12 protein-coding genes and 1 pseudogene are annotated in these 23,609 nt (G+C 71.0%); 8 read left to right on the top strand and 5 right to left on the bottom strand.

Translation table 11 applies throughout. The annotated features are described in order from the left end of the window. Positions 1-637: 637 nt before the first annotated feature. On the bottom strand, positions 638-1,267 hold the full coding sequence (locus ABZ793_RS21320) for a tyrosine-type recombinase/integrase (protein ID WP_357459875.1): 630 nt from the start codon (positions 1,265-1,267) through the stop codon (positions 638-640). Beyond that, complete coding sequence (locus ABZ793_RS21315) at positions 1,264-1,590, bottom strand: hypothetical protein (protein WP_357459873.1); 327 nt, start codon at positions 1,588-1,590, stop codon at positions 1,264-1,266. The genes ABZ793_RS21320 and ABZ793_RS21315 overlap by 4 nt, the downstream gene beginning before the upstream one ends. Before the next feature lie 987 nt (positions 1,591-2,577). On the opposite strand from ABZ793_RS21315, the gene ABZ793_RS21310 reads away from it, so the two are divergent. Continuing rightward, positions 2,578-3,345 (top strand): peptidase M23, encoded by a 768-nt coding sequence (locus ABZ793_RS21310; protein WP_357459870.1) that lies wholly within the window; start codon positions 2,578-2,580, stop codon positions 3,343-3,345. A gap of 49 nt (positions 3,346-3,394) precedes the next feature. On the opposite strand, the pseudogene ABZ793_RS21305 reads toward ABZ793_RS21310, so the two are convergent. From ABZ793_RS21305 to ABZ793_RS21295, 3 genes and pseudogenes are all read right to left on the bottom strand, one after another. Continuing rightward, positions 3,395-3,549: pseudogene (locus ABZ793_RS21305) on the bottom strand (multicopper oxidase family protein); the annotation flags it as partial. Between the two features lie 435 nt (positions 3,550-3,984). Beyond that, positions 3,985-4,266, bottom strand: coding sequence for a hypothetical protein (locus tag ABZ793_RS21300; protein WP_357459867.1), 282 nt, complete (start codon positions 4,264-4,266; stop codon positions 3,985-3,987). 116 nt (positions 4,267-4,382) lie between these two features. Continuing rightward, a complete protein-coding gene (locus tag ABZ793_RS21295; protein WP_357459864.1) occupies positions 4,383-5,273 on the bottom strand; it encodes a LysR family transcriptional regulator in 891 nt (296 codons plus the stop codon). Between the two features lie 285 nt (positions 5,274-5,558). On the opposite strand from ABZ793_RS21295, the gene ABZ793_RS21290 reads away from it, so the two are divergent. The 7 genes from ABZ793_RS21290 (at position 5,559) to ABZ793_RS21260 (ending at position 23,333) form a co-directional block, all read left to right on the top strand. Beyond that, complete coding sequence (locus tag ABZ793_RS21290) at positions 5,559-6,398, top strand: zinc-binding dehydrogenase (protein WP_357459880.1); 840 nt, start codon at positions 5,559-5,561, stop codon at positions 6,396-6,398. Then, the gene (locus tag ABZ793_RS21285) at positions 6,395-7,489 is read left to right on the top strand and encodes an FAD-dependent oxidoreductase (protein ID WP_357459861.1); all 1,095 of its coding nucleotides are present in this window, start codon (positions 6,395-6,397) and stop codon (positions 7,487-7,489) included. The genes ABZ793_RS21290 and ABZ793_RS21285 overlap by 4 nt, the downstream gene beginning before the upstream one ends. A 375-nt stretch (positions 7,490-7,864) precedes the next feature. After that, entirely contained in the window at positions 7,865-9,886 is a 2,022-nt protein-coding gene (locus ABZ793_RS21280) for a hypothetical protein (protein ID WP_357459858.1), read from the top strand. A gap of 2 nt (positions 9,887-9,888) precedes the next feature. Next, the gene (locus ABZ793_RS21275; protein ID WP_357459855.1) at positions 9,889-13,044 is read left to right on the top strand and encodes a DUF6603 domain-containing protein; all 3,156 of its coding nucleotides are present in this window, start codon (positions 9,889-9,891) and stop codon (positions 13,042-13,044) included. Further along, positions 13,041-16,067, top strand: coding sequence for a hypothetical protein (locus ABZ793_RS21270; protein ID WP_357459852.1), 3,027 nt, complete (start codon positions 13,041-13,043; stop codon positions 16,065-16,067). The genes ABZ793_RS21275 and ABZ793_RS21270 overlap by 4 nt, the downstream gene beginning before the upstream one ends. A 91-nt stretch (positions 16,068-16,158) precedes the next feature. Further along, complete coding sequence (locus ABZ793_RS21265; RefSeq protein ID WP_357459849.1) at positions 16,159-20,649, top strand: hypothetical protein; 4,491 nt, start codon at positions 16,159-16,161, stop codon at positions 20,647-20,649. 65 nt (positions 20,650-20,714) lie between these two features. Continuing rightward, positions 20,715-23,333, top strand: coding sequence for an IPT/TIG domain-containing protein (locus ABZ793_RS21260; RefSeq protein ID WP_357459847.1), 2,619 nt, complete (start codon positions 20,715-20,717; stop codon positions 23,331-23,333). Positions 23,334-23,609: the final 276 nt, after the last annotated feature.

Genomic DNA, 23,609 nt, shown 5'->3' with positions numbered 1-23,609 from the left:
CGCGCTGGAAATCGTCATCGAGAGAAGATCCATCCTCGCCCCGGGAGGGCTATTTGCTCTGAACCGCTGGTCTCACCCAACCCTGACACCCAGGGATCGCCGAGGTCCTCGGACGGCACTGAAGGCCGACAGAGATGACGCTGTCCCGCAGGTAGCGATCTACTGAGGCGATACGCGAAGCTGAGGAGACCACCCATGCTCGCGCCATCGACATCTTCCTGGAGCGGGTACGAGCTACTGCGGCGGGCGAGGCCCGACGACTTCACGGTCTCGGTCGACGACTATGGACGTGGCGTCTACACGTGAGGCCCGCCGGGTGAGTGACAACCACGACGCCACAGCACGGACGGCCATGGACGTCAGTGGACTATCGCAGCAGCTCAACCCCGGCGCTTAGGCAGGTCAACCCATCGCGATGGTTCTTTCGGGACGAAGGGTCAAACTCGCCGGAGCGTCAGCAGGAAGTCAGCAGAAGCGGTGACATCCGTTGGTAAGTGTTGACAGAGGACGACGGGCGCTGAGTGAAAGACGACTGGCGTTGCCGCTTGCCGATGACGCTCAGCGCCCGTCACCCGCCTTTGCAAGGCAGGGGTTAGGGGGTCGAGTCCCCTGGGCTCCACCACATCATCCGTCCAGGTCACGGGCCATCTTCTCTCCCGGTCGGCTTCCCCGACGATCGAGGATCTTCTTTGGAAGTCAGCGGATCGTCAGCAGAGCCGCCGAAGACCCTGCGCACCGAATCGTGGAAATCCGCCGGCGTGTGCGTGTAACGGTTGAGCGTGGTCGACGCCTGTTCGTGGCCCATCACCGCCTGGACGACGTTGACAGGCACCCCGCCGGACACCAACCAGGTCGCGTAGCAGTGCCGCAGGTCATGGAACCGCAGTCCGCCGGCCGCCTTGCTCGCTACGCAGTCGACCGCTTCCCGCTTGGTAGTGAACTCTGCTGACCATTCCATGCCGTCGCGGTCCGTCCAGGTCGCGCGGAACTTGAGCAGCCCGACCTCGACGACCTGGCCGAGGAGCCCAGCCCGGACGAGGGAAGGCCGCCAGACCTGACGCCGGAAGTTGCTGCGCAGCATTGAGCCGCCCTCGTGGTTGGTGAAGACCCGGTCATCCGTGCCGTGAGCAACCATCTCGCGATGGCGTCGAAGCTCCTGTTCCAGGAACGGGGCGAGCGGCACGGTCCGCCGGCTCTTGGCTGACTTCGGGTACGGCTTGTCGGACAGGTGGCCGTCGACCTCGATGACGACATGCTCGACCGTCATCGTCGACGCGTCGAGATCGACGCATCCCACCGGAGGCCCTGACACTCATCCCACCGCAGACCCGCGCCGGCCGCAGCAGCGACAAGCGGCCGATGCCACTCGGGCACTGCCGGGAGGAGACGACCCGTCAGGTCATCCTGGGAGATGGTCTGGACTCCGCCAGCCCGCTTGCGCTGAGCCGGGAGGCGGACCCCCTCGCAGGGGTTGAACGCGATCAGCCGACTCCTGACAGCGGAGGCCAGGATCGAGGAGAACAGGCCGAAGCGCGAGGCGACGATGGCGGGCGCGACCTGCTTTCCCAATTCGGTCACCCACTCCTGCACGGCAAGATGGTCGATCTTCCCGAGCTGCCACCCGCCCCAGTGCGGCACACTAGCCGCGGTCTCCGCGTCGCGGCCAACGACATGGAAGTCAACCGCGGCGACGGCATCCGGTCCGCGAGTCTCCTCCGGGGAGCGGTCGCCCGATCAGAGCCCGAGGGAGCGGCCGTCCACCAGGATGAGCTCGCCGGGCGGACAGGTGACCTCGCCGAGCACGACTGGATCTTCCACGAGCGCGGAGTCTGCGACGGTACCGATTCCCTTGGTCCTGCACGCCTGCCCTGATCTTGCGATGAGCGCGACGCCATGCGTGCCTGTGGCTCAGTCGAACATGCTCTCACCATCCGTAAACCGCCGCATGTCAGGACACCCAGCTCCGCGCGCGACCGGACCACACCCTGCGACGCGTCGCGGCACGCGACCTCCCCGGTTATGGATCCTCGCCGCCGCTCTCATCGCCCACGGGCGCCGCCACCAGCACCATCGGCGTCCACCTGGTCAGCTACCTCATCAACCGCGGCTACTCCGCCACCTTCGCCGCCGGCTTGCTCGGCGTCCTGTCCGTCACCGGTCGACTCGTCCTCACCGGCGTCCGACGCAAGACACCGGTCGGTCTTGTCGTGACCGGTCGAACCCTGATATCAGCCGAAAGGATGAGTTAGTCGATCATCTGGAGGCGCTTCGCCTCCTGCGGCGGTTCCTGCCCTACCATGCGGCGCGCCAAGGGAATAGCCGGTTTGCCCGGACGGCCCGTATTCTCCTCCTCGCCGCCGGAGCGGTTACGAGGCTCCGGTTGTCGCCGGGTAAAGTGTGGCCAGAGCCACATGATCACCGTGTGTAATCGCCGTAGCTCATGCCTAGCCTCGTCGGATGCGTAACGACGGCAACCTCGACGACCATTACGGCCTTGGCGGACCGGCTGACCGTTCGGACGATGGCACCTCCACCGATCAGGCAGCCAGTGGATTCAAGCCCCGACTCTCCAATGCCGTGTCGCGGCTCGCAGGCCTCGCCGGTCTCGATAACCGGGCCGGCCGGCGGCGCCGGAACCGGATGGCGATCGTCAGCGGTGCGGCCTGCTGCCTCGGCCTGGTCGGCTTCACCCTGATTCCCGCCAATCCCGCCGACCAGTCACCAGCCCCCGACCAGCGCGCCGAGATCGCCCAGCGGGCGGAAGCCGACGCCGCCTCCCGCGGAATGGCCCGCGAGTCCGCCACCCCGGTCACCGAAAGCCCGGCCCCCTCAAGCTCCCCGTCGCCGACGGCCGAGCCCACCCCCTCGGCCACGGCGACCGCGAAGCCCAAGCCGAAGCCGAAGCCGATCACCCCGGTCGCCGGGCTGGACAAGGCGCAGATGGACAACGCGACGACGATCGTCCGCACCGGGCAGAAGATGGACGTCCCCCGCCAGGCGCTCGTCATCGCGGTGGCCACGGCGATGCAGGAGAGCAACCTGTACAACTACGCCAGCGGCGTGCTGCCGGAGTCGCAGAACTATCCGCACCAGGCGATCGGCTGGGACCACGACTCGGTCGGGCTCTTCCAGCAGCGGCCGAGCACCGGCTGGGGCGCTGTTTCGGACCTGATGAAGCCCGAGTACGCCACCCGGCAGTTCCTCACCGCCCTGTTGGAGGTCCCTGGCTGGCAGGACCTTCCGCTGACCGTCGCCGCGCAGACGGTGCAGGTGTCGGCGTTCGGGTGGCTGTACGCCCAGCATGAGTGGCGGGCCACCGAGGTCGTGAACGCCGTCCTTTCCTGACGGCCGCCCGGTGCGGCTCCTTCTGTGCCGCCTGGGTCGGCAGTGACGCGGCGTCGTGGTGGGTGGCTCCGTTGAGGTCCACCGGTAGGGCTTCATCGATTCGCCCGGCTTCAGCGGGTGTACCCGGTCCGGTCGCCGGTCGGGCAGCACCACGCTGTCGGCCGCCCTCAGGGTTGCCGTGTCGAGCACCCGCCGATCCAGCTCGACGGCCAGAGCCTCCCCACCAGGTCGTCACAGCCCGCCGAAATCGCGGCCCGCAGGCTGTTGCGGATGACGGTCAGGTGAGCAAGAGCTACGCCGCAGGTTCGCGGCCGGTGAGATCGATGACGAGGAGTTGCGGCGTCGGCGGGCAGAGCTGGCCGCCGTAAGACCTGCTGGGCTGACCCTGCATGACCCGAGCGTTGCCTCACGTAGGGGAGCCGTCGGCGGCGGTCGGTAGCCCGGAGCATTGAGTGGGCCCGTCGGCGGCGAACGTGCCAACCACCACGTAGCCGCCCGGGGCCAGCGCCTGCCGCAGCACCTGCCGGTACCGGTCCCGGTCGGCTGGGTCGCAACGCCGAGGAACAGCGCGCCAGCACCAGCGGCGGCAGTGGTCGCGGGATCGCGATCGAGGCTCTACGAAGGCGACCTAAGGCCGTATCAGGCGGTCTCGTAGATCCGGATCTCCGGCTCGGCCTTGAGCAGCGGCGACAGCCCGGCGACCACGTCCTTGGTGAACAGGTCGCTGGACAGGTACGCCTGCGCGGCGGCCGTGGTCTCGAAGCCGTGCAGCACCTGGACGTCCTCGGCGCGTACCAGCAGCTGCTTGGTGGTCGCCCCTGGCACGGTGTCCAGGAACGGCTGCTTGTACTGCTGGTAGATGCCTGCCGCCGCCGGGCGGTCGGCCTCGTTGATGGTCAGAGTGATCTCCAGGAAAGCCATGACAGTTCCTTCGCTGCTATTTCGTCGGCCGTATTTCTGCTGAGACCGACGTTATGGCGTGACCTCGGCGGCCGGTAGAGCTCGATGGCGAATGCCGGTATACCGAACTCGTATGGCTACACGGCGTCGGCGAGGCGGTCGGCGAGGGTCTCCAGCTCGAGTGCCTGCGGCGAGCGGGGATCCCACACCGCGGCATAGAAGATTTCCACCTCGTGGCCCTCGTCGTGCAGCGGTCGGCGTTTTGCGTTCGGGTCGGCCAGCTTCGACTCCGGCAGTACCGCGGACCCGAGCCCGAGTTGCGCCCATTCCTCCAGGACCCGGTAGCTGGCCGCCTCACCCGGGTAGACGCGTATCGGCAGGTCATGCGAGGCGAACAGGTCACGGGTGAACGAGGTCAGGCCGCAGGTGTCAGGCACCATGATCAGCTGCTTGCCGCCGATCTCGGTCAGCTCGAGCGGGGCGTCGTCGGCGGCGCGGGAGTCGACCAGCACCATCGGCTCGGATCCGATGATCCGCTGCTGGTAGCGGGGCAACGGCGCGACCGACGGGATGAGGATCAGGTCCAGCTCGCCGGCGATCAGGCCGTCGCGCAGGTCGGCCATGTCGGTCTCGCGCAGCACCAGTTGACGCGAGCTCGGCGAGGTGTCGAGGCCGCACACCGCGCTGTAGGCGGCGGCGACCACCTTCGGGTTGATCAGCGGGGACACCCCGATGCGCAGGACGTCGTCGGGCGGGGTGTTCCACCGGCGTGCCTCGGCGGTGACCGTGTCGAGCCCGGCGAGGGCCCGCTCCACCAGCGGCAGGATGTGCGCGCCGAAGGCAGTCGGCGTCACGCCGCGCGGGGATCGCTCGAACAGGCGCTCGCCGAGACTCTCCTCCAGCTTCGCGACGCCGTTGGACAGGGCCGGCTGGCTCACGCCGTACGCCCGGGCGGCCGCGCTGAACGACCCCGTCTCCGCCACCGCCTGCGCGTAGCGCAGCCCTTCGACACTCAGCCGGTCACTCATGAGCAGACTTTATAGCGTGCGAACCTATAGCGATCGCTTATAGCTCCATTCATCATTCTGTTCTTCCGGCGACCGCGGCTCGTTTCTACTTTAATGCTGTGCCTGATTCCAGAAATGTGCATGTGGCCGTCCAGGTGACGGAACCGGGCGCCCGGCCGGAAATCGCCCCGGTGCGGCCGCGTACGCCGGCGCCCGGCGAGGTGCGGATCGACGTCGAGGCGGTCGGCATCTGCGGCGCGGACGCCGGCACGGTCGCCGACCGTACGCCCGGGGGAGGTTTTCCCGATCATTCCGGGGCACGAGGTCGCCGGGGTGATCGCCGAGGTCGGCCCACAGGTGGCCGGCTGGCAGGTGGGGGAGCGGGTGGCCGTCGGCTGGTTCGGTGGCAGCTGCGGGCACTGCACGGCCTGCCGCACCGGCGATGTGGTGCACTGCCCGGACCGGCAGGTGCCCGGCTTGTCCTACCCGGGCGGGTGGGCCAGCACGATTACCGTCCCGGCCGCAGCCCTCGCGCGGATCCCGGACGGGCTGACCGCTGTCGAGGCGGCGCCGTTCGGCTGCGCCGGGGTGACCGTCTTCAACGCACTGCGGCACGGCGGCGCCCGGCCCGGTGACCGGGTCGCGGTGGCGGGGATCGGCGGGCTCGGACATCTCGCCGTGCAGTTCGCCGCGGCCATGGGCTACGAGACCATCGCGATCGGCCGCGGCGAGGACAAGCGGCAGGCGGCCCAGGACCTGGACGCCCACCATTACATCGACTCCCGTGCCCAGGATCCTGGCACCGCGGTGCGCGACCTCGGTGGGGCCCGGTTGATCGTCTCCACCGCCGCCAGCAGCAGCCAGCTCACGAGCCTGATCGATGGGCTGACCCCGCACGGCCGGCTCACCGTCGCCGGGTTCGATGCGACCGCCGTGCAGTTGCCGATGGTCAAGCTCGTCATGCACGCCCGTAGCCTCACCGGCCACCTGACCGGCAGCCCGGCCGACACCGAACAGGCGATGCGCTTCGCGGTCGCCACTGGGCTCCGCCCGCTGGTGCAGACGCTGCCGCTGGCCGACGTCGAGCGGGCCCTCAAGGTCCAGCAGGCGGGCGACGGCCGATTCCGGATGGTGCTGACCCCATGAACGACGTCGTTGTCATCGGTGCCGGCGCTGCAGGGCTCACCGCGACGACCGCGCTGCGCGCGGCCGGTCTCGACGCGACCTGCGTGGAGGCTCGCGACCGGGTGGGTGGCCGGTTGGCCACGACTGAGGGGTACGACCTGGGCGCCACCTGGTTCTGGGACGGCGAACACCGGATCGCCGACCTCGTCGCCCGGCTCGGCGTCCCGGTCTTCGACCAGCATCGCTTCGGCGACGCGATCGTGCAGGACCACACTGGGACCCGGCGCTTTGCCGGCAACCCGATCGACGTGGTCGCCTACCGTTTCGGTCCCGGCGCCAATGCCCTGGCCGCGGGTCTTGCCGCCCAACTCCCGGAAACGGCGCTGCGTCTGTCGATCCCGGTCACCGGCATCCGCCTCGACGGCGACACCGTCGAACTGCGCGCGGCGTCCGAGACCCTGCGCGCCCGGCAGGTCGTTCTCGCGGTCCCGCCCGCGCTTGCTGTGGCCCGCATCGACTTCCACGACGGACTTGACGCCGATCTGCTCCGCATAGCCGAAGCCACCCCGGTGTGGATGGGTGCCGCCGCCAAGGTCGTCGCCTGCTACCGCACCCCGTTCTGGCGTACGAAGGGACTTGCCGGCGCGGCGATCAGCCGGACCGGACCGTTGCGCGAGATCCACGATATGTCCGGCCCGGACGGCTCCCGCGCCGCGCTGTTCGGCTTCACCCCCGCCGCCGTCCTGCGCCCCGGCTTCGAGGCCGCGGTGACCGCCCAGCTCACCCGCATGTTCGGCCCGGAAGCCGTCCGGCCCGAGACGCTGCACGTCCAGGACTGGAGCGCCGAGCGGTGGACCTCCCCACCCGGGGCGGAGCAGCGGATGGACTACGGGCTCTTCGGACACCCCCGCTACCAGCGCCCTGCCCTGAGCGGACGGCTGCACTGGGCCTCCACCGAGACCGCCCCCGACCACGCCGGCCACATCGAAGGCGCGCTCCACGCCGGAGAACAGGCCGCCCGCGCCGTGCTGACCGCCCTCCAAACCAGCATTCGGTCTCGGAGCTTTGCCTGGCGGTTTTTGGACGGATCCGCTCCATCTGCACGCCGTTGATTGACGTGGATCGTAGCCGCTAAAAGTTGCGCAGTTGCTTGTCGTGCCGCCTTGGTGGCCGCTGTACCTGGATCCGCACTCGATGGTTCGAGGGAGACCTCGGCGGCTCGGAAAACACGTAGTGGCCAGGAGGGATGCCCAGAATTCGCCGGAACTCGGCCTCCCTCCAAGATGGCTATTCGACGGAGGGAGCGACTGACCGCTTAGGTCCGAGCCGTCGACGATGGAGAGACGGAGCCGCATCTCAGGCTCCGCAAGCACAACGTTGCGTCGGATATCTGCGGAACGATCGGCTGCCTTGACAGCTGATCTCCGCCACCTGAACGATCGCAGAACGGGATCACCTAACGCCAGCGTGGCACGGAAGGGGCATGCATGCCGATCAGGAGCGGCTTCCTTCTGTTCCCGTTCTCCGCAGCCGATCAGGGACGGATCAGTGCGCCGTCACTCACTGCCTCCGATGTCGCCTTCGCCGCGGCCCCGGTCGCCGGCGGCCCATTTCCGCAGGCGATGCAGTTGGCGTTCCGGCTGACGGCCGGGTCACCACTGCCGCAGGTTCGGCCGCTGTTCCCGGGGCGTCTGCGCTTCATCCCCGATCCGGCGGCACCGGGGATCACGCCGGAGCCCAGCGCCGTGCAGTTCACCTCCGCCGAGTACGCCAAGTGGCGTACCGTCGGCACGATCCGGGTCGCCGTGGATCTCGAGGCCGCCAAGGCGATGAACGACCCCGCCGTGCGTGGCGGTCTTGAGATCCTGCCGGCCGTCGTGTGGTACGGGCCGGTCCGCATCTCCGAGGAATTCCTCTTCAACACGCTACGGACGGCGCTGCGCCGGGGTCGCGTCGGAGGCACGCCGTCCATCCCACCGACCCACGCCAACTGGGCGCAGCACGCCGTCGCGCGATTCCTCGAGGGACGCTACGAGCCGGTCCTGCGTCCCGGGGCCTCGGCTGCGGCCGACGACCGGATCGCCAACGCGATGCCGACCGTACATCCCGTTGACGCGCAGTCGAATGTCGCGCTGCGGATCACGATGGCGAGTCGGCCCGCCCCGAAGGACGGTTCGTCGAGCGAGTTCGACGCGCTCACCCCGGGCGCCGAACTCGACGACCCCGCCCATGCCGCCAATGGCGTCATCCCCGCCCGCCACGTGCTGCGGGTGCTGCGCCCGCAGCTCACCGACGGCGCCGTGGGCGCGACCGTGCCGGATGCGGTCCTGGCGACCGGCGGCACCACACCGGTCTATCGTGCGGTTCGCTTCACCCGGGTCTGGAAACCGGTCGCCGACTGCTCGGTCCACTTTCCCGCCCAACGGGTACGCGTGGCCGACGCCGCAGACACCGAGCTGGCGACCCAGCGGCTGCCGGCGCACGGCATGTTCTTCTGGAGCTACCCCGCCGACGCGCCGGTGACCGACATCCGCCTCTCGATCGTCGGCGGTATGAGATGGATCGACGGCGCCGCCCCCGACGTATGGCGGTTGCCGGCGGGGGACACGCCGATCGCCGTGGACCTCGCCGCCACGCCCGCCCCGCACGTACAGCTTCGGCTGCGGATGCGGGAGGCGATGCTGGTCGAGCCCCGCGATCGACCCGGCGGCTACCGCTGCACGTTCATGTCGATGCGGCGCTCCGTGCGGGCGCTCGTGGACAACCGCATCTGTGGTGGCCGGTTGAACTTCGGGCGCAGCGCCACCAACGCGGACACGGTCCGGCTGATGAACGATGCCTGGGCTGCGGTGCCCGCCCGAGCCAATATCCTGCGCAACAACCAGCCCTTGCCGAACAGCGACCCAGCTGTCGGGGCGCCGCGGATGATCCCGGTGCTGCAGGCGTTCTTCCCCGACCCGGTGCCGGCGCAGACCATCGGCGGCAGCACCAACCGCACCACCGTCTTCGACGGCGGCGAAATGGCCTACCACCTGTGGCAGAGCCGAATCGACCTGTTCCACGCCGCCGGCGCCAAGCGCAACTTCCCCACCGCCCACGTCGGACGCGGTGGCGCGGGCGCGCTGGTGGCCACCGGCCTGGCCGCCGGCTATCACCTCGACCCGACCCGCAACGCCGGAGAGACCGACGACGCCTACTTCGACCGGATCGTCGGCGACATGCTGACCGGGCTGGAGCCGGGAGCGGTGCTGCAGTTCTGGTACAACGACGCCGACTTCGAGGGCATCAAGGCCACCCAGACCAGTGCCACCGCCCACGCCATGAACGACTACGGCCACTCGCCGGTCTTCCTTCGCTACGTACGCACCGGCGGTGTTGTCACCGCCATCCGGATCATCGATCAGGGTGGCGAACGCAACTGCGCCATCCAAGGACCTGCCGGCAGCCGACGGATCGAGTGGCACGGCGACGAACAGGCCATCTGGACCACCGCGAACTGGACGGAATGAGCATGGCCATACAGGTGGACGGTCGGGCGCTGTACCCGCTCGGCGAGGCGCTCGCCGCCACGGACTTCCCGCTGGTCTCGATGCTGCCGGCCGACGCCTTCGACGGCATCTACTACCTCAGCGCCGACGCCGCGTTCGACGACACCGCGCTGGTGGTGGCCTTCGAGCTGGCCTTCGAGGGCGAGTTGGCGCTCACCCCGCCGGGCACCGATGCGATCGCCCTGGTGCTGGGCTCGGCCGGAGTCGGCTGGACCGGGGTGCGGGCCACCGTGACCATCGGCGCCGAGCCGTCGATCCTGCTCGAGGAGGTGACCCTGGGGCTGCGGCTGCGCGGCGACATCCTGCGTGACGTGGCAACCGGCGACCCCGCCTCGATCACCATCACCGCCGATCTGCGGGTGTCCGCCGACGGCTTCACTCTCGAGCGCTTCGAGGGCGCCTCACTGGCACCGGCGTACGTCGCCGACACCGACATCGTGGTCGAGGCCCACGACGTGCGACCCGTCTTCGGTGGGATCGACCCGCCGGGCTGGCTGAGCGACCGCCCGGACTTCCACGGCCTGGCGATCGACGTGCTCTCCGTCACCCTGCCCAACGAGTACCTGCACAGCGACCCGGGAGCGGAACTGCGCCTGGAGCTGAGCGAGGCCGCCATCGACGCCGACGGGTTCACCGGCCGGCTCAGCGCCAGCTCCGACGCGCAGCACCCCGTTACCGGCACGTTGTTTGGATTCCGGTACCGCTTCCGTACCTTCGAACTCGACATCCACCGCAACACCGTGCGGACCGCGCGGTTGGGCGTCGACCTGCGGCTGACGCCGTTGGAGCAGGCCGGCGAGGAGAAGTGGGTCGCCGTCGACGTGGGGTTCGCCGCCGGCCGGCAGCTGAGCGGCGCGTTGTCCGCCGCCCAGCCGCCCGGCGCCTCCGACGATCCGCGCGACCTCGTCTCCGTCGAGTTGGCCGACGTGGCCAGGCTCGGACTCCGGGCCCTGCGCATCGAGATCGCCGACGGCGTCGTGCGTTTCCTGTTCTCCGGAGTCGTGAGCATACGGTTCGGTGAACCCGCGATCACCTGGCCGACGGTCGAGTTCGACGAGTTCGGCATCGGCTCGGACGGCTCACTGATCATGCCGGCCGGGGGCGTCCGGGTGCGGGACACGCTGGTCGCGAGACTCGGGCCGGTGACATTGGGGGCCGGCCGCTTCGGCCTCGCCGTGGGCGCCGATGGCGCGCTGGTGTTCGTCCCGCCCACCGAGATCGTGGTGGCGATCGACGCTCCCGCCGTCTCCGGCGGCGGCTTCCTCTTCTTCGACCCGGTGAAGCAGCAGTACGCCGGTGGACTGCGCCTGCAGTTCGAGAAGATCACCCTCAACGCGGTCGGACTGCTGACCACCCGCCTGCCGGACGGATCGCCGGGCGTCTCGCTGCTGGTCATCGTCCAGGCGTCCGGTTTCACCCCGATCCAGTTGGGTTTCGGGTTCAGCCTCAACGGGGTCGGTGGCCTGCTGGGCATCAACCGCACCGTGGCCGTGGACGTCCTGCGCGCCGGGGTTCGCAACCGCACCCTCGACGCGATCCTGTTCTCCCCGGACGACCCGACACCGCGCGCCCCCCAGATCGTCACCGCCCTCCAGTCGGTGTTCCCGCCCGCAGGCGGCCAGCACGTGTTCGGCCCGATGGCGCTGATCGGGTGGGGCGCCCCGGTCACGCTGGTCACGATCGAACTCGCGCTGATCCTGGAGCTGCCGTCGCCGGTGCGGCTGATCGTCCTCGGCCGGATCCGGGCCGCGCTGCCCGACCCCGACCACCCCATCGTGGCCATCAACCTCGACGTGGTCGGTGTCGTCGACTTCGACCGCGGTGAACTCTCCGTCGACGCTACCCTGTACGACTCGATGGTCGGCCCGTTCGCGCTGACCGGTGACATGGCGGCGCGAGCGAACTGGGGCACCAACCCGGACTTCGCGATGGCGCTGGGCGGGTTCCATCCCGCGTACACGCCCCCGCCCGGCTTCCCGGCGCTGCGCCGGCTGACCCTGGCCCTCTCGACGGGTCAGAACCCGCGGCTGCGCATGGAGACGTACTTCGCGCTGACGTCCAACACGGTCCAGGTGGGCGCCCGGCTCGAGTTGGCTGTGGAGGTCGGCGGGTTCAGCCTCGAAGGCAACCTCGGATTCGACACCCTCATCCAGTTCACGCCGTTCCGGCTGCTCGCGGAGATCTACGCGCAACTCGCCCTCAAGCGCGGCGCGACCACCCTGATGGGCCTGAACATCCACGTGTACCTCACCGGACCATCACCCTGGGTGATCTGGGGCGAGGCCACCTTCAAGATCTTCTTCGTGAGCTTCTCGCTGCCGTTCCGGGCACAGTTCGGCAGGACGAAGGACGTACCGGCCATCGAACGGCAGCAGGTGTGGCCGATCCTGCGCGACAGCCTCACCGCCGACGCCAACTGGAGCGCGCAGTTGCCACCGCAGGGCGGCCGGCTGGTGGTCCTGCGCGACGGTGCCGGTGACGGCGAACTGACCGCGCATCCGTTGGGCACCCTGACGGTCTCCCAGCAACTGGTGCCGCTGCAGCGCACCCTCGGCCTGTTCGGCTCGGTTCCCCCGAAGGACCACGACCGCTTCGCGATCGTGGCCGCCGACGGACTGGACATCGTCGGCGTCGCCACCGAGTACTTCGCACCCGCGCAGTTCCGGCAGATGAGTGACGCCGAGAAACTGGCAAGCCCCGCGTACGAGCGGATGATCTCCGGTGTCCACCTCGCCCCCGACACCGCAATCGCCGTCGGATACGTCCAGGACATGCCGCTGGACTACGAACAGTCGGTCATCCTCGACGTCGACCAGCCCAGCGCAGAACGGCTCGACGAGCGCTACGCGCCCCGTGACGGGGAGGTGGCCGCTCTGGCCCAGCACGGACCCGCCGGCACGGCGCCGTCCCGCGAGCAGGGGCGGGCGAAGTTCGCACCCCCGGTACCGGGACCGGCCGTGGCCGACCCGACCTACGTGGTGGTCGACCGGGACACGCTCACCCCGGTCCCGCTGGACGGGCTCGACGGCAGCTACACCGCCGCTGCGGAACGGCTGCGCGGCCGGACCGACCGGGACGAGTTGCAGATCGTACGGGCCGAGGAACTGGAGCTGGCATGACGGATCCCGCGGGCAGTTACCGATTCCTCGCCTGGTCCCGGCAAGGGCTCGCCGCAGCCATCCCCACCCACAACGCTCCGCCGGCCGATGACGCGGCGGTGCGGCTGCCCGTGACCCTCACCGTCGCCCAAGGACAGTCCGGCACCGAAGACATCAGCCGAACGGTGCGCCTGTACGGCCCGGGCGACGTGGTCGGACTGGACACCAGCCAGATCATCCGCCGGGAACCCCGACCGGGAACCAGCGACTTCGAGCCCAACTACTTCCCGCTGGTGGAGTTCGACGCCCCGGAGCTGCCGTGGCTGCTCAGCCCGCAGCCCGGCGGCGACCGACTGCGCCCCTGGCTGGCGCTGGTGGTGCTGCGGCGGCAGGTCACGCAGATCGTGGCGGACCCGCGCCGGCCGCTGCCGTCGCTGCGCCTGACCGCCGGCGACGCCCGAGACGAGCTGCCGGACCTGACCGAGTCGTGGGCGTGGGCCCACGCCCAGATCACCGGGGGCGCCGTCGCGCCACAGCAGGCGCTGGACGGACGCTCACCCGAGTTGACCCTGTCCCGACTGGTGTGTCCCCGCCGGCTACAGCCGCACACGGCGTACGTGGCCTGCCTCGTGCCGGTGTACCGGGCCGGTGTCCAGGCGGGACTCGGCCAGCCGGTCACCCCCAGCGCCGAACTGGCCTGGCCGCCACCGGGCGGCTGGCAGGACGCGACGGGGACCATCGAACTGCCGGTGTACGACCACTGGGAGTTCACCACGGCCGAAGCCGGCGACTTCGAGACCCTGGTACGCCGGTTGCGTCCCCGGCCGGTCGGCGCGGACGTCGGCGCGATGCCGGTCGACATCTCCGCCGCCGGCCCCGACTTCGCCGACCTGGCATTGACCGAACCGACCGTGCTGCCGTTCGAAGGCGCGCTCACCTCACCCGACCTGCCGGCCCGGCAATGGCCGCCCGGTGTGCAGCAGCCGGTCGCGCAGCGGCTGGAGGACCTGATCGAGGCGCCGCCCGGCGTCGACCTCACCGTGCTGCGCCCACCCATCTACGGCGCGTACCAGGCCGCGGCCCCGGACACGCTGCCGGAGACCGGCCGGCCATGGCTGCGGGAGCTGAACATCGACCCTGGCTGGCGGGCGGCAGCGGCCCTGGGAGCCCAGGTGGTGCAGGACAACCAGGAACAGCTGATGGCCTCGGCGTGGGAACAGGCCGGCGAACTGGAACGGGCCAACAGCCTGCTGCGGCAGGCGCAGCTGGCCCGCGCGACGGCCGCGGCGGTCCGGGACAAGCACCTGGACGGGCTGCCCCCCGACGCGGCCGTGCGGGTCACCGCGCCGGTGCACAGCCGGGTCCGCCTCACTCCCGACGGATCCCCGCCCGGCCCGGACGCCCGACACACCCTGCGAGCCAGCGTGAAGGCCAGCGTCTTCCCGTCGGCGGCACTCTCCGCGCCGTTTCGTCGCGCGGTCCGTCCGGCGGGCCCGCTCGGCCGCCGGCTCCCCGGATCAGCCCAGGCTGCCACCGCCGAACTCGCCACAGGATTGTCGCGGGGCCGACTGCGGGTGCCGATCCGCCCGCCCCGCGGCGGCGCCGACTTCGACGAGGTGGGCGACCGGGTCGGTGGCCAGAACCGGCCACGGATGCTGCACCTGCGCGAGACCGTGCCGCACGCCGGTGGCTGGCGGAAGATCGCCGGAGACGACCCCGACGCCGGCGGCTTCTACGTCGGCGGTGACCCCAACCCGCCGCCCCCGCCACCCGCCACCGACCCGACCGACGGCGCAGGGGACATCGAACGGCCGCCCGCACTCCTGGCCGCCGAGGCGGCAGAGCCGGCGGCCGGGCTGCTGCCGGTCGACGACCGGTGGCAGATCGACGAACCGGGGCGGCGTGGAGACCGGCTCCGCGGCATTAACAACCGGTTCCAAGCCGCCGCCGAGTTCCTCCTGCAGCACCTGCCCGCCACCGTCGAGACACTGGCAGCGGCAGGCCCCGAGCTCAGCCTCCCCGCGGTCGCCTCGGCGATGGTGGATGCCGGCGGACAACTGGAACCGGACACGAGCGTCGCCCGCGAGGTGGTCGCTCTCGTACCGGCAGCGCCGCCCACCGGCGACCCGCTGCGACCCCGCGCGGCGGCGCCCCGGTTCCCGCAGCCGATGAGCGGCCCACTCTCCGCCGTGGACCGCCAGATGATGCTGCCCGGCATCGACGGCATCGCCGAAGACAGCGTGGCGGTGCTGGTCGGCAACGCCCGCTTCATCGAGGCGTACATGACCGGGCTCAACCACGAACTGAGCCGCGAACTGCTGTGGCGAGGACTGCCCACCGACCCGGGCGCAACCTTCGCCGACCGGTTCTGGGACGCTCGGGGAAACCCCGACCAGTCCGGCGACCCGCCGTCGCAACTGCCACCGATCGGAAACTGGACCGCCGACCTCGGCGACAACGCCACCGCCGTCGGCGGTCCCGGCATGCTCGTGCTGATGATCAGAGGCCGGCTGCTGCTGCGCTACCCACACACCGTCGTGTACGCCGCCAAGGCGGTGCCGAAAATCGACGCCACCGGCGCGCCGGTGCCCGGCCCTGACGGCAGTCCCGTACCCACCCCGGGCCCGCTGCAGCGCTATCCCCAGTTCCGCGGCACCATCGATCCCGACGTCACCTACCTGGGCTTCGACCTCACCATCGAGGCCGCACGCGGCGGTGACGGCGACCTCGGCTGGTTCTTCGTCATCCAGGAACAGCCCACCGCCCCGCGGTTCGGGCTCGACGAACCACCCGGCCCGTCGCCGACGACACCGAACAGCTGGTCCGACCTGGACTGGTCCCACGTGAGCCCCGCCGGCTCCACCGGCACCCACGCTGCGGTGGCCGGGCCGCTGGCGGCCACACCGACGACCCTGCCCGTCCTGTCCGGCCGCGCCCTGCCCACCGCCACCTGGGGCGCCGACGCCGCACAGATGGCCGCCATCACCTACCAGCGGCCCATGCGGGTCGCGATCCACGCCCGTACCGCCCTGCCCAACCCATGATCATCGAGCCTGTCGGGCCGCGTCTCACCGGGGCAGCCAACTCCTGGGAGACCCGGCCCGCCGACGCCCGCCAGCAGAAGCCGAGGACACCGTGACCAGGCCGCCGCAGAAGCCGACGCCGGCACCCAAACCCACGCCGTCGCCACCGCCGGCGCTCACCGGGATCAGCGCGCCGGCCCGTCCCACCGACCCCGCCCGGGCACTGCCCGGCGACCATCTCATCGCCACCGGAACCGGATTCGGCTCCGGCACCGACACCGCGGCGGCCGTGCTCGTCAGCACCGACAGCGGCCCGACGCTGCCGGCACGGATCATCACCTGGACCGACGGGCAGATCCGGTTCGCGTTCCCCGACGCCACCGGCGCCCCAGGGCCCAAGCAGGTGAGGGTACGCACCAGCATCGGCACGAGCACCGCGATTAGCGTGATGCTGGAGGACACCCTGCGGCTCTCCGCCGCGCCGGTGGCGCTGCTGCCGCTGGGCGTGCAGACCCGGTTCATGGCCGACGGGCAGGAACTGTGGGTACGGGTCCTGCCCGACACCGTGCACGTGAACAGCCACGACGAACGGCTCACCGCGGAGGAGGCCGAACTCGGACGCCGCTACCGCGACGCCGCCGGCGACCGCGACGACATCTGGCTGGACCTGACCACCCGCTTCGGCGCGCCGCGCGCCGAATGGATCGTGCGAGCCACCCTGTCCGGGACGGTCGTGGTGCGAAACAGCCCGTGGGCACGGGCGGCCCGCACCCGACTCCTGCCCCGACGGCTGTACGCGACGGCATACGACGACGTGGGCAACGTCATCGCGCAGCAGCACGGCCAGCCGATTCCGTTCGAACTGCCCATCGGTCCGGACCTGGCCGCCACCGCCAGCGACCCCAGCCGCGACCCGGGAATGCGCTGGATGGTGGACTTCGAGGAGGCCCATGCCTGCGGCATGGCGATGAAGCTGCGGCTGCCCGACCCGCCACCGCAGCGGATCGCCCGACTCGTCGTCGTGGGCGCCGAAACGTCACTCACCCCCGAGCAGGGCGCCCGTGAACTCGCCGACACCCTCGCCGCCCACCGGTACACCCGAGGCATCGGTTTCCTCAACGACGGCACCCCGACGAACCTCACCCCCGACGCCGGCACCGGCCCCGCCGGCGCCCCCCGCCCACCGGACACCCAGACACCGGTGGCGGATCTCGGCAACGCCGCCGCCACCGCGTGGACCCTCGGACTCGCCGCGGACGACGTCGAAGTGCTCGCCGCGACACCGTCCGCCGACGACGGCGCCGCCCTGCGTCGTGCCCGCCACGACATGAACACCGCCCTGTGGCCGGCGACCCTGGGCTACTTCCTGGCGCACATGTTCGCGCCGGTCGTCCCACCCGACGCCGTCGAACCCGTGCGCGAGCACTTCACCGACTGGGTGCGCGGCGCCGGCCCCCAGGCGGTGCTGCGCATCGGCGAGCAGCCGTACGGCGTGCTGCCGGTCCTGCCACTGGACCAGTGGGCACCAGGCGACGAGGAGCGCCCCGTCGCCACCCTCGCCACGTTCCTGCGCGACTCGCTGCGTCCGGTCTGGCGAGCCTCCGCGGCGTCGGTGCCCCGCATCGGCGACCAGCCGCCCGGCGAAACATCCAGCGAGAACCCACTGCTCACGGTGCTGTCGATGCAGCCCACCTCGGTGAGCATCCGCGGCCGCAGCGTACTCGCCATGCCCTTCGTCGACGCCGCATGGCGGTTCATCGGCAACCGCCTGTCCACCCAGTGGCGCACCGAACAGGCGTCGCTGGCCCGCGCCGCCCTCGACACCCACGGCCTGCCCGACGCCCAGCCGAACCTCGAGCAGACGGTGTTCGCCGCGAGCTACTTCCCGGTGCCCTTCCCGCTGGTGCAATCCGGTGGCGACCGGGCCCAGCCGCCGAGCACCGACTGGCTCACCCTCCTGGCCGAGGCCCACTGGCGGGACCTGCGCCAGGACGCGTTCCCGCTGGACGAGCGGCCCCTGCTGTACCTGCTGCTGCGTCACTCGCTGCTGGTGGCCTACCTCTTCGCCGCCGCGCAACTCGACCCGGCCGAACCGTGGCACGGCGGCGAACCGAGCATGTACGGCATCGACGAGATCGACGACAACCTCGCCGCACCCCGTCCCCGCATGGTCTGGGAGCGGCTCACCGCCACCACCACGACCGGCGTCGCGAAAGGTGACCTGCTCGACGCCGACCCGCAACCGCCGCTGGCCACCGTCCGGGCAGCGGTCAGGAGGCTCGCCGGCGCGCCCGTGCACGTCCTGGAACAGGTCGCCGCGGAGACCCTCGACCTGTGCGCGTACCGCCTGGACGCCTGGATCACGTCGTTCGCGCAGCGCCGGCTGCACACGATCCGAGGCGACCACGGCGCCGGGGGAGTGCACCTGGGCGCGTACGGCATCGTCGAGGACATCCGCCGCAGCGACGGCGGCACCAGCGTCGGCTACGTCCACACCCCCTCGCCGGCACACGCCACCGCAGCGGCGATCCTCGCCAGCGGCTACCTTTCCCACCCCGACGGCAGCGGCCACCGCCACCCCTTCGGGATCGACCTGTCATCCGAACGGGTACGGGCAGCCCTGTCGCTTCTCGACGGGGTCCGCGCCGGCCAACAACTCGGCGCCCTGCTCGGCTACCGTTTCGAACGGCTGCTGCAGGACAGGGGCCTGGCCCGATTCATCGACGACTTCCGGACCCTGGCCCCGCTGCCGGTCACCGGCACCGTCCCGCCCGGAACGGCCGCGGAGGCCGTGGCGACACGCAACGTCGCCGACGGCCTCGACCTGCACCGCCGGTGGGTGGCCGCCGGGCGCGTCCCCGCCCCCGGCTGGCCGGCCAGCGACGCCCTCCAGCCGGTGTTCGAGCAAATCGACGACGCCGTGGACGCCCTGGGCGACATCCTTCTCACCGAGGGCGTGTTCCAGCTGGGCCGGGGCAACGCCGACCGTTCCGCCGCCGCCCTGCGCGCCGCCGCCCATCCCGATGGTGCGCTGCCGGAACTGGAAGCCATCTACACGCCGCACTCCGGGACCGCCGCCACCCACCGACTCGCCGTGCTGCTGCCCGGCGATCTCGCCGCCACGCCGGGCTGGACCCCCGACGCCGGGTACGCCCGACGAGCGGCCGCAGAGCCGCGGCTGGACGCATGGGCCGGCCGGCTGCTCGGCGACCCGAAGCGGGTCCACTACCGCGTGCGTTACCTCGACCCCGCCAGCGGCGAGGTCCTCGACGAAGAGGAACGCCGGCTCGACCAGCTCGTGCCGGCGCTGTCCCCGCTGGACGTGGTGTACGCCGCCGTGGCCGCCGAACAACACCAGCTCTCCGAACTGGAGCAGCGCATCGTCTACGACGCGGCTCGCACGCGACCCGCCACCGTATCGGCGGACGCCAGGATCCAGGTGACGGCAAGCCGGCAACCCGAGCTCCCCCACAAGATCGGCTTGCTCGAACTCATGGAACTGGCCCAGGCGGTGCGGGAAACCATCGCCGGCGCGCGTCCGATGACCCCCGACGACCTGTCCCTGCCCGAGGTGCCCGGCACCGCCGTCGTCGATCTCGCCGAGGTCCGGGCCCGAGCCGACGCGGCCGTGGCCGCGTTGCACACCGCGGAGGCCGCCTTGGCCAGCGCGATGGCCGCGCCCGCCGGCGAGCCGATGCGGGCGGCGCTGCTGGCGGCCAGCGCGCTGGGCGTGCCGGGCGCGGTGCCGGTGTCCGCGTCCGGTGACACGCCCTCGGCCCGCGCGGATCTGCTGACGCAGGCCGCGGTCGTCGCCACGGAGGTGCGCCGCCGGCTCAACCAGCTCGACGGGTTGCCCACACCGGCACCCGACGACACAGCCGGCCGCGTCGCCGACGCGCTCGCCCGGCTGCGTGCGGTTCTCGGCAGCGACTTCCGGGCCCTGCCCCGCTACACCGCGCCGCCAGCCGGACACCCGGCCCAGGTCGACGTCGGGTTCCCCACCACCGAGACGCTGCTGGCGGGCGACCCGTTCGCCGCCACCCGCTGGTTCCAGCAACTCGCCAGGGTTCGAGACGGTGCCCAGCGTCTGGGCGATCTGATGCTCTACGCCGACGCGCTCGGCGGCGTCGACCCGCTCGCCTTCGCGGTCGCCCAGCTTCCCGCCACGCCGGGAGACCGCTGGCTGGGCCTGCCGTTCGGCAGCACACCACCGGCGGGGCGGGTCTCGCTCGTGGCGCTGCTACCCGCCGGCAAGCTGCGACCGGCCACGACGATGACCGGTCTGATCATCGAGCAGTACAGCGAGGTGCTGCCCGCGCGGGCGAAGACCACCGGTCTGGCGCTGCACTACGACCAGCCCAACGCCACGCCCCCGCAGGCGATCGTCGTCGCCGTGCCGCCGCGGCCCGGCGAGGAGTGGACCTTGCAGACCCTGGGCGCGACGGTCGACGACACCCTCGACCTGGCGAAGCTGCGGATGGTCGACCTGGACTCGCTGCAGGACGTGGGCCAGTTCCTGCCGGCGACATACCTGGCCTACAACGGCAAGGGGGTCACCGTTGCCACCGACTTCCTGGCCGGCAGGGGAGTGCCGCTGGCCTGACCGCGCGTCGAGCCTCGGCAACCTCCCATCCGCTCACCCGCACGATGCCTGAAAGGGACCACAACATGCCTGACGCGCCGCGGCTGGACACCGTCACCCCGGCCTCGGCACCGGCCGGGGCTCCACTCACCCTGGCCGGGGCCGCGTTCGGCGACCGTACGGAAGCCTCAGCCGTACGGTTCCGCGTCCCCGGCGACACCGCCGCGCCGGTGATCGCAACGGTCGACAGCTGGTCCGCCACCAGCATCGTCGTCCGCGTCCCGTCGCTGGTGTCGTTCGGATCCGGCGGACCCCTCGAGGTCGTCGTGCACACCGACACCGGCGACAGCGCTCCCGCACCGTTTCTCATCGAGGAGACGGCTCCACCGGCGATCACCACCGTCGACCCGGCACGCGGACTCGAGCACACCACCATCACCGTCACCGGCGAACGCTTCGGCCGGCGCAGCGCAGGCTCGGCGGTCGTGTTCCGGGCGCCGGGCCCCCGAGACGTGCCGGCGCCCATCGAGGCGTGGACGCCGACGTCGGTGACCGTGCGGGTGCCCGCCCTCGACGCACTCGACGGCGCCGGTGAGCGCCCCCTGGTGATGACCACCCCGTGGGGGCGTACCGAACCAGCCTCCTTCCTGCTCGGCGAACTGCCCCAGGTGACCGGCGTGGTTCCGTCCATCCCGGCACCTGGCGCCACGATCACGGTGCAGGGTCGGGCGTTCGGAACTGCCGACGCCGGCAGCCTCGACCTGGTCGCCGTCTACGCCACGCCTGATCCCCGACCGCCACACGCCACCGCCCCGACGATCCTGTCCTGGACCGACACCGAGATCCGGGCGGAACTGCCCGACCTGCACGGTCTGCGCACCACTGGTTCCCGCGACGTCATCGTCACCAGCGAATGGGGACCAAGCCTCCCGAACCAACCCAGCCGCATCCTGATCGAAAGCCGTGCCTCGATCACCTCCTGGACCCGGCTCGAGCCGCACGCCCGAACCTCTGACCTGCAACAGGGGCTGCAGCTCGGGCTGCAAGCGCAGGTGTACGACGCCCTGTGGCTGCTCGGTAGGCAATGGCAGATGAGGGAACTGCGCGGTAGCGACGCCGGCTCCCCGGTCGCGGTGCGGGTGGAGGGCATCTCGACCCCCTTGGCCCGCTGGCGGCCCGCCAACGGCCAGCCCGACGACGCACCAGCGGGTGTACCCCTGGAAGCCGTCGTGGAACGCGAGCGGGTCATCCCCCCGACGGGGTCCGCCTCCGCCCCGTTCGACGACCTGCGGCTGGCCGCTGAGGCGGGTCTGCACCTGCTGCGTCTAATCACCGCGAACCTACGTGACGCGCGCAAGAGCGACGACTATCGCGCCCGGTTCCTTCGCGCCTTCCCGCTGCAGCCACCGGCCGACCCGGCGGCACTGGACACGCGCAGCCGCCGCTTTCTCGCCGTCACCGCCGGTCGAGCGCCCGACGGTGGACGGATCTATGCCGCCTACCAGGGTGCGCTGGGCGCGAACCCGACCCTGCCGAACCAGCCGCCGATCAACGGTAACGACCGCGCCGCCGTCCTCACCGCCGTACGGCAGTGGTACGCCTGGTGCGCCGAGCTGTTCAGCGAACCCGTGGCGGACACCTCCGCCTGGGACCGGCAGCGCATGGAGTACGCATTCGCCGCGGGCTCCGGCGATCTGCTGCTGACCGCACCAGAACACGACGGTGGGCACCTCGACTGGTATTCCTTCTCGCGACGAATCCCCACACCCGCGACATCCCTGGGCGCACCTGCAGCGGGGCGGGAACCAGAGGAATTCACCCGCGTAGCCATACCGAATCCGGTCAGCTATCCCGGAATGCCGATGCCTCGATGGTGGGAACTGGAAGACGGCCGCGTGGACTTCGGCTCGATCGCGGCCGCGCCGAGCGACCTGCTGACTCTCGTCCTCGTCGAGTTCGCCACCGTGTATGGCAACGACTGGTTCACTGTGCCCCTGGACGCAGTGGCCGTGGGGACACTGTGTGAACTGACGTCGGTGACCGTGACCGACGCGTTCGGGGTATCGATCACGATCAGCCCGTTCGGCGACGGAGCCGGCACCGATTGGCGGATGTTCGAGCTCGCGAGCGACGACGGCGCAGCGGACGCCGGCAATGCCATGCTGCTGCTCGACGCGCTGCCGACAACCCAGGAATCCCGTCCGCTGGAGGATGTCCTGCTGCTACGCGACGAGATGGCGAACATGGCCTGGGCGGTGGAGAAGACCGTCCAGAGCCGTACCGGCCGCCCCCTGGATCTGCACGAGGACGAGGTGACCCGGCGGGCGGGGCGACAAGGCCCCGACGGCGACGGCCTTCGGCGGTACCTGCTGCAGACGCCGGTACCCCGCAACTGGGTTCCGCTGCTGCCCAGGTTCGACCGCGACGGGACCGGTAGCGTCACCGGGCGATGGCTGGCGCGGGGCGCCATGCGTGAACCAGTCGGCGGCGCCGCCATCCCACCGCGCGGAAGACTCCTGGAGCCTGGTACCCCATTGGAAATCTATGACGAGGAGGTGCCACGGACAGGGGTGAGGCTGACCCGACTGTGGACATTGGGTCGGTCTGCGGATGGCCGGAGTCACCTGTGGCGGGCACGCCGCAAAGGCCCGGGCCGCGGCGAAGGCTCCAGCGGCATTCGGTTCGACACCACCACAGGGGCGTAAGAGCGACCAGAATAGGGCGGCCTCAGCGGAATGCTGTGCGGCGCCGGGTGGACAATCCAGGCCTTGCGGCGCTACGGACGATGGCCGGGCACGCCAGCGTGACCACGAGTATGAACGTCTACGTGCACATGACGCGGCGGCATCACGAGCCGGTGCGGCAGATCGTCGGGGACCTCCTTGGCGTCGACGAGCTGACGGCCGCCGGGCGGTAGGCCGGATCCGCACGGCGCAGCGGGCGCGAGCCGGTGGGGTTGGCTCGCCGCTCGCTGTCGGCCC

It is taken from the genome of Micromonospora sp. NPDC047465 (genome assembly GCF_040643125.1).
Taxonomy (GTDB): domain Bacteria; phylum Actinomycetota; class Actinomycetes; order Mycobacteriales; family Micromonosporaceae; genus Micromonospora.
This window is presented reverse-complemented; position numbering and strand designations above follow the sequence as displayed.

Excerpts from the sequence above, each read along its gene's own strand:
- ABZ793_RS21320 (WP_357459875.1), bottom strand. The coding sequence starts at position 1,267 with ATGACGGTCGAGCATGTCGTCATCGAGGTCGACGGCCACCTGTCCGAC.
- ABZ793_RS21300 (WP_357459867.1), bottom strand. The coding sequence starts at position 4,266 with ATGGCTTTCCTGGAGATCACTCTGACCATCAACGAGGCCGACCGCCCG.
- ABZ793_RS21295 (WP_357459864.1), bottom strand. The coding sequence starts at position 5,273 with ATGAGTGACCGGCTGAGTGTCGAAGGGCTGCGCTACGCGCAGGCGGTG.
- ABZ793_RS21285 (WP_357459861.1), top strand. The coding sequence starts at position 6,395 with ATGAACGACGTCGTTGTCATCGGTGCCGGCGCTGCAGGGCTCACCGCG.
- ABZ793_RS21280 (WP_357459858.1), top strand. The coding sequence starts at position 7,865 with ATGCCGATCAGGAGCGGCTTCCTTCTGTTCCCGTTCTCCGCAGCCGAT.
- ABZ793_RS21275 (WP_357459855.1), top strand. The coding sequence starts at position 9,889 with ATGGCCATACAGGTGGACGGTCGGGCGCTGTACCCGCTCGGCGAGGCG.
- ABZ793_RS21270 (WP_357459852.1), top strand. The coding sequence starts at position 13,041 with ATGACGGATCCCGCGGGCAGTTACCGATTCCTCGCCTGGTCCCGGCAA.
- ABZ793_RS21260 (WP_357459847.1), top strand. The coding sequence starts at position 20,715 with ATGCCTGACGCGCCGCGGCTGGACACCGTCACCCCGGCCTCGGCACCG.